The sequence below is a fragment of the Butyrivibrio sp. genome (assembly GCF_024699075.1).
Window position 1 is genome coordinate 1 of sequence record NZ_JAILQF010000175.1, and the last position, 6,548, is coordinate 6,548.

The window sequence follows — 6,548 nt, forward strand, 5'->3', positions numbered from 1 at the left end:
AAATATGGTATGTAAAAAGTGTGGCACTATGATTACCGACAGTTCTGCAGAATTATGTCCTGTATGCTGTGCGCCACTAGGGGAAGAAAACTTTAGCAATGAGGATATTTTAAAGTCAGATCATTACGTAGATACTTTGAAATCATCTGATAGCTATACACCACAGCTGGGGACAAAATGGGCGGACTTTCTTGGCTATTTTGCTTTTTGGCTTTCGGCTATTGTAAGCATTATTGTTGGTCTGTGGTGTCTTTCACTGACTGGCAGCTACTCATATCGAAGTATCAGCGGAGCAATAGGCTTTTCTGCTATTTGCCTTATAGTAACAGGAATAATCTGCATTTTGGGAGCTCTTTCAATTATTAAAAGAAAAAGCAGCGCAAATAATATGGTTACATTAGTTTATGTAACTAGCCTTGTAGTAGATATTTTAGTCTATATAGCGTTTTCATCTGCAGGTATTATGTATAATCTAAGTATTACGCGCATCGTGATTGCGATTCTCATGATCATCATTAACCGTTCATACTTTGAAAAGCGTAGCAATATTTTCGTTAATTAACTAGGTGAAAAAAGGGGCTGTGAAATAATCAGTCCATGAAAAAAGAGAAGTAATAGCTGGAAACAGCCAATTATTTCTCTTTTTTCATGGTAAAATATTACCATGATCAAACAAACCAATTCTTATCTTCAATGATTGATGATAATTGGCGCCTTTATTACCTTAATTATTTTTAATTTTTCCCAAGCCACATCATGTATCGAATACTTATTGGTTTTGATTACCTTTTCGGTTGTTCCGGTTTGGGTATCATACACAAAAATCTGAGAACACATAATGGGAACCGTTTCCGAATAATACATTATGTATCTTCCATCCTCTGAAATACGAATTATTTCGTCTCCACCGTTGTCTCTGGTATCCGCTCTTGTGCCTTCCAAAAGTACAGTAGTCGTTCTTGAAGTCATCTTATTGCGAAATAATAAACGGTATTTCATTACAAAGGGAAATATTTACCGGCATACTAAATAAGGTACAGCACCAGTCGATTATCCTCCAGATCATAATAAAGGGTACATTCCGAGCCCTTTAGATCATATATGCTGACAATGCCTTCATTTGTATCTCTGCCTATAAATTCTTCAGTAATGTTCTTGTACTCTGCCAATTTTTCAGGTCTGAAAACCTTCGTCTTTTCATTAACAAAAACAGCCGTGTAAAGAATGTCTGCCTCAACAAGATCCTGGAAAATATGGCTTCCGTAGGATAACTCAGGATTATAACCTGCATCCTTTTCCTCCACTTCACATACAGCTTCAAACTCACTGATATCCGCAAAGGTTGTTGGAACTCCAAGCTCAGGAGACGACGTTCCGATTCGTCCCGGAACCATGAGCATCATATGGCGTCCGCTGTCTCAATTTATTGAACCGGGTACTATTATGTGAAAGAGATGTATGATGCTTTTCAAAAGAGAGGTTCTAGATTTACTGTGGTAGTCCGCTACGACTGGGTAATCTTAAGATAATACAACTAGGATACCTGATATATGGTTCTGCAAAGAAAAGTGGATTTGGGAAGTAGGTGCTGAAAAGGAGGTTACTATATAAATATATCATTATAATTTTACATATCCTATGGAAAGATTATAATCCTTGCAGTATAATAGGTAAGAATATGTCAGTCATATTTAAACTTTTGCTAATAAGGACAGAAAAGTTTTGGGTATTCAAGACGTGTCTGAATTAGCAACCTAAACAAAAAACGAGAAACACAACCGTAAACAGCACTAATACCAAAAACAGAATTACAGACAGTACCAAGACAAACAACAAAACCAGAATCAGAAACGATCACAAAAAACAACAACACAAACAGAATCAGAAACGATCACAAAAAACAATAACACAAACAGAATCAGAAACAATCTCAAAAAACAACAACACAAACAGAATCAGAAACAAATCCCAAACAAATAACACAAATACAAACAGTACAAAGAACACTAACAAAAACGCTTCCAATCAAAAAACAATACAGATTAGGGGCTTTTTATTACGTGACTTTTTTGAAAAGAGGTGAATATAGATATGTCTTATTGTAATTGCAGTCATTGTAGTGCTATAACCACTGGCTATGAAGATGATTTTGGATACTGGGATGTCTGCGCAGATTGTGGAAAGAGAATAGAAATGGGCTATCATTTTTACAACCATTATGATGGAGAAGATCATGAAGATTTTTGGGAATAATCAGATTGCATCTTATGTAGTGAGGAAATAGTATTCTGAACAAAAGGTCTGTGAAGTTAAGGAACTTCATAGAACTTTGAGGCAAAAGCTTTGATTATTTATAAGTTTTAAATATTATCAAGTGTGTGTACCTTTAAATGAGATGTCGCATTAGCGTTGAGTGATGATCTGTATTGCAATTATCAATTAAAGTGATATAATCATAAACTGCGTTAAAAAAATGTCAAAATATGATTATGGGAGTTCCAGTGATTAGTTTTAATTCCAATACAGATTTGTTTGTCTATTTTTTGATATTTATTGTTATAGCCATTATTTCGAGAATTTATAAGGATTTTGGTTTACGCAAAGAAATAGATGAGCTTAAAGATAATTCAATGACCTTGTCCCCAAGTGAATTCTTCAGACTTCGCAACACCAGAGTAGGAGGACATGGGCGCAAGATGGCCTCTGTGTATAATTTTGCAGACGTATATATTTTATACAACAAGAGCCGGAACATGTACTATGTTGGCCAGTCAAAAAGAATATTCGATAGGGTAAATGCTCATTTTACAGGTCATGGTAACGGTGATGTTTATATTGACTATAGGTATGGGGATGTTTTCGAAATAAGCATGATTGCTTTAGAAAACAGCGGTTTTTCATCTCTTAATGAGCTTGAAAGAAATGCAATATGGCGTTTTAATGCTTATTCCAGAGGCTATAACAAAACAAGAGGTAATCAAGGCTGAGTTAATAACTTATGTATTCAAGGTGTGAGCCTTTTGGAGGAATTATATGCAATTAACGGTAGAGTAGGATAATTTTATAAACAGTAAGAGAGGATTATAAATATGAATAATATAAAGCCATCAGATATTTGTTGGGAAACAGGTGTATTTACAGATGATTGTATATGTGATATTTGCGATCATAGATTTGACTGCAGCGGTTATGACGATCATGAAGATGATGATTAGAGTTCGTTAAAAAGCATATATGAGATGATATTATGTTTGTTTTGTGGAGAAGCAAACTCTTTATTGCCTCTATTAGTAACTCAAATAATTATGTAGGAAATATTTAATGCTAATGAAAACGATCAGAAATAATTCTGACGTTATGGAGGTTATGATGAACATTGGAATAAATGGCCCTTGCCCATGCGGGAGCGGGAAAAAGTACAAGTATTGTTGCTTGAATAAAGAGAAAAAGGATATATACGCAAGTATAAGAGATATAGTTGAAAAAGAAGCATATTCGGACGATTTGGCTGATGTTCTTTGCAACTTGGTACGTTTTATGAAAGAAAAAAAGTGGATTGGTGCGTGTCATGCAACTGCTACAATCTTATATGTTTTGTTAGCTGAACTTGGATATAATGTTGAAATATATTCTGGAGAGGTTGATAAAATCGATTTTTTACCGTTTGATCATTCGTGGATTACAATAGATGGAAAAATCATTGACATAGCTGTTATTATGACATTGATGAATGGTATGCCCGTTTCAGATGCGATTGTATTAGATAAAAATGTAATGACGTCTAATCCTTATGATTTGAGGTATGGTGTTAAGTCTGCTATTGGTCTTGATGAGGGAACTAAACGGGTTATTAACATGTCTATTAGTGAATATATGGATTCTCATCCTGAATCTATAAACTTCTTATGGGAGATAGCACAGAGAGTATCACCATGTAAATTAGATATTAATACAATGAGAAAAAAGTATGCTGATAAGTATAGAGTGTATTATGTAAAAGAATAACGGACTATAGCTGTTTTTTTGATAACTATTAATATAGAAATTTAGAAAGGGATCGTAATTTTGCGATCTCTTTTTATATTTTTTAACTGGGATTGTCTAGAGAGGACTGGAGTAGAGTTGAAGTAGGAGTGAATTGGTGATTGTTTGGGAATTTGGCCTTATATAGCTATTATATATTTAGCTTCAATATTCAATCTTATCAGTATAAATCATCATAAAACAACATAAACCAACAAAAAACATATCAAAACAAAAAAATATCAAAAACCTGTAATAGGTTTATTGAACCTGGTACCATTAATTAGATCCCTGATGAAGCTGAGAGAATTGGGTTCTAAGACGGGAGCTATAACATATAATAGTCCTAAATCAATAGTTGGAATAAAAAGTATTCTTGCTAAAGCAGCGGGAACAATTGATCCAGTAATAAAAGTCATTACCAAGGGGAAAAGCAAGGTTACTTTAAAAGACAATGAACTTGCTGAAAAGTATGAAATTGATGTTGATGAGTTAAAAGATTTCAGCGAAGAGACAAAACAGTTAGTGGATAAAACTTCAGAAATAGAAACATCGAAGTTTACTAATGATAAGCATGATGATATTTATGAACGAAATAAGGGAAAGATTATACCATTCACTAATGCAAAGAGGTGATTCATATAAATATTGAGAAAGCTGCAGAAAATGCAGAAGATTTAAGAAAAAAACTGAATTTATCACAAGTGTTGAAGGATTCTCTGATAATTTTGAAACCGGAATCTAGAAATTTTTTCAGGAAGGTTATCTTTCTTGTAATTGAGATATTCTTTGCTTGGAAAATGGTAACTCAGAAAGAAACTGTGGTGTTGACAAAAGATGTATTTGAGGTTTTTATTTCTATACTTGTTGCGTTAATAGCTATTGTGTTTACAGGCTATGCATTTTTTCAGGCGTTAATTAACGACAAATTGCTGATTACATTATTGAGCGTAGATGATGAAAAAGGTAATTTAAGCGGTACAAATAAGTATTTTGCTGAAGTGATGGTGTTTCAGATGACGTGTACTGTTATTGATCTTCTTATTGTCGTTTTTGCAATTATTGTACCAAATGATTGGTGTGCTTTTGAAAATGAGTTAATTAATGAAGTTATTTCAGGAATTCTTTTGCTAGCGGTATTGCATTGTAATATAGAAAGTATATGGGAAATGAAGAGCTTTATTTTCAATGTATTTCAGCTATTTAACTTGCATGCATATGCTAGAATAAAAGAATTAAAAGATAATAATGATAACGATTGAAAGGCGCTCTGGTAATCCAGAGTGCTTTTTCTATGTTGCGAAAAGAAAGGAAAGGGAACAATGGCTGCAACTAGATTGATTGCCATGCATATGAATAAAGGGAAATCCATTCAGCAGTGCCTGAAGGATAGGACGGATTATGCTCAGAATCCTGAGAAGACAGATGGCGGTATTCTGGTCAGCAGCTATGAGTGTGATCCCAAGCTTGTGGAGGAACAGTTTGCTCTTGCCAAAAGAGAATATCAGCATAATACCGGCAGAGAAAATAATAATGATGTGATTGCATATCAGATTAGACAGGCTTTCAAACCCGGAGAAATCACACCGGAAGAGGCAAACAGAATCGGATATGAAACGGCTATGCGCTGGACTAAGGGGAGACATGCTTTTATAGTTGCAACTCATGTAGATAAAGCTCATATCCATAATCACATCATATACAATTCCACGAACCTTGACTGTAACAGGAAATTCAGGGATTTTCATTTATCAGGAATAGCACTCCAAAAAGTCAGTGACATTGTCTGTCTTGAATATGGTCTCTCTGTCATTACTCCGAGAAAGCCCAGTGAACGGAGTAAGCGCATAGTTTATCCTCAGCGGAAAAGCTACCGAGAGGAAATACGCGAGTCCATTGATATATGTATGGAACAAAAGCCTAAAAGCATGGAAGAGCTTATAAAGCTTCTTCAGGAGATGGGCTACGAAATAAAGCGCGGTAAATATGTTTCTCTTAAGGGCAGAGATCAAAAGAAGTTTTTACGAATGCGCTCTCTTGGAGCAGGCTACAGAGAAGAGGATCTGGAGAAAGTCTTTTCTGGGGAAAGTGCATTTACACCTGATCCGAAGCAACAGCGTACTGACGAAAATGTTTATGTTAAACCTAAGCCAAAGGTGGATATGCTTCTTGATATCCAGGCTATGATAGCCAAGGGAAAAGGACCAGGCTATGAACGCTGGGCTAAGGTTCATAACATCAAGCAGATGGCACAGACACTTCTTTTTCTAGAAGAACATGGTCTCAGAGATTATGACGAACTTGCTGAAAAAGCATATCATCAACTATTCCAAGACCAAGGATGTTTACGCCGAATATCGCAAGAGCGGTTATAGCAAAAAGTTCTTTGAAGAGCACAGGGAAGCTATCACTCTTTGCAAAGCTGCTAAGGAAGCTTTCTCCAAGATCGAGGGTAAACTTCCTAAGATCAAAGAACTGAATCAGGAATACAGCGAAGTCCTTCAGGAAAAGAAAAAGACCTATGC

General features: G+C 35.2%; 9 protein-coding genes and 1 pseudogene. 9 read left to right on the forward strand and 1 reads right to left on the reverse strand.

Translation table 11 applies throughout. The annotated features are described in order from the left end of the window. Positions 1 to 562: hypothetical protein (locus K6G87_RS06860; protein WP_296835267.1), on the forward strand; the 562-nt coding region annotated here is incomplete at its 5' end. A gap of 463 nt (positions 563 to 1,025) precedes the next feature. On the opposite strand, the gene K6G87_RS06865 is transcribed toward K6G87_RS06860, so the two are convergent. After that, on the reverse strand, positions 1,026 to 1,403 hold the full coding sequence (locus tag K6G87_RS06865) for a hypothetical protein (RefSeq protein WP_296835268.1): 378 nt from the start codon (positions 1,401 to 1,403) through the stop codon (positions 1,026 to 1,028). A 688-nt stretch (positions 1,404 to 2,091) separates the two neighbouring features. Between K6G87_RS06865 and K6G87_RS06870 the strand changes: the two genes are divergently transcribed. The 8 genes and pseudogenes from K6G87_RS06870 to K6G87_RS06905 all read left to right on the forward strand — a co-directional run. Next, positions 2,092 to 2,253, forward strand: coding sequence for a hypothetical protein (locus K6G87_RS06870; protein ID WP_296835270.1), 162 nt, complete (start codon positions 2,092 to 2,094; stop codon positions 2,251 to 2,253). A 248-nt stretch (positions 2,254 to 2,501) separates the two neighbouring features. Beyond that, entirely contained in the window at positions 2,502 to 2,987 is a 486-nt protein-coding gene (locus tag K6G87_RS06875; protein WP_296835272.1) for a GIY-YIG nuclease family protein, read from the forward strand. A 102-nt stretch (positions 2,988 to 3,089) separates the two neighbouring features. Then, on the forward strand, positions 3,090 to 3,215 hold the full coding sequence (locus tag K6G87_RS06880) for a hypothetical protein (protein ID WP_296835273.1): 126 nt from the start codon (positions 3,090 to 3,092) through the stop codon (positions 3,213 to 3,215). Positions 3,216 to 3,327: 112 nt separating this feature from the next. Then, positions 3,328 to 4,005: a YecA family protein gene (locus K6G87_RS06885; RefSeq protein WP_296835276.1), complete on the forward strand. Its 678-nt coding sequence runs from the start codon at positions 3,328 to 3,330 to the stop codon at positions 4,003 to 4,005. A 312-nt stretch (positions 4,006 to 4,317) separates the two neighbouring features. Continuing rightward, positions 4,318 to 4,659, forward strand: a complete 342-nt coding sequence (locus K6G87_RS06890) for a hypothetical protein (protein ID WP_296835277.1) — start codon at positions 4,318 to 4,320, stop codon at positions 4,657 to 4,659. Then, a complete protein-coding gene (locus K6G87_RS06895; RefSeq protein ID WP_296835279.1) occupies positions 4,656 to 5,285 on the forward strand; it encodes a hypothetical protein in 630 nt (209 codons plus the stop codon). Before K6G87_RS06890 ends, K6G87_RS06895 begins: the two co-directional genes overlap by 4 nt. Before the next feature lie 60 nt (positions 5,286 to 5,345). Next, positions 5,346 to 6,398 carry a relaxase/mobilization nuclease domain-containing protein gene (locus K6G87_RS06900; protein ID WP_296835281.1) on the forward strand — a complete coding sequence of 351 codons (1,053 nt, stop codon included), beginning with the start codon at positions 5,346 to 5,348 and terminating at the stop codon, positions 6,396 to 6,398. Continuing rightward, positions 6,325 to 6,548, forward strand: a pseudogene (locus K6G87_RS06905) (relaxase/mobilization nuclease domain-containing protein); the annotation flags it as partial. The gene K6G87_RS06900 and the pseudogene K6G87_RS06905, both read left to right, overlap by 74 nt.

Excerpts from the sequence above, each read along its gene's own strand:
- K6G87_RS06865 (WP_296835268.1), bottom strand. The coding sequence starts at position 1,403 with ATGATGCTCATGGTTCCGGGACGAATCGGAACGTCGTCTCCTGAGCTT.
- K6G87_RS06870 (WP_296835270.1), top strand. The coding sequence starts at position 2,092 with ATGTCTTATTGTAATTGCAGTCATTGTAGTGCTATAACCACTGGCTAT.
- K6G87_RS06880 (WP_296835273.1), top strand. The coding sequence starts at position 3,090 with ATGAATAATATAAAGCCATCAGATATTTGTTGGGAAACAGGTGTATTT.
- K6G87_RS06885 (WP_296835276.1), top strand. The coding sequence starts at position 3,328 with ATGAAAACGATCAGAAATAATTCTGACGTTATGGAGGTTATGATGAAC.
- K6G87_RS06890 (WP_296835277.1), top strand. The coding sequence starts at position 4,318 with ATGAAGCTGAGAGAATTGGGTTCTAAGACGGGAGCTATAACATATAAT.
- K6G87_RS06900 (WP_296835281.1), top strand. The coding sequence starts at position 5,346 with ATGGCTGCAACTAGATTGATTGCCATGCATATGAATAAAGGGAAATCC.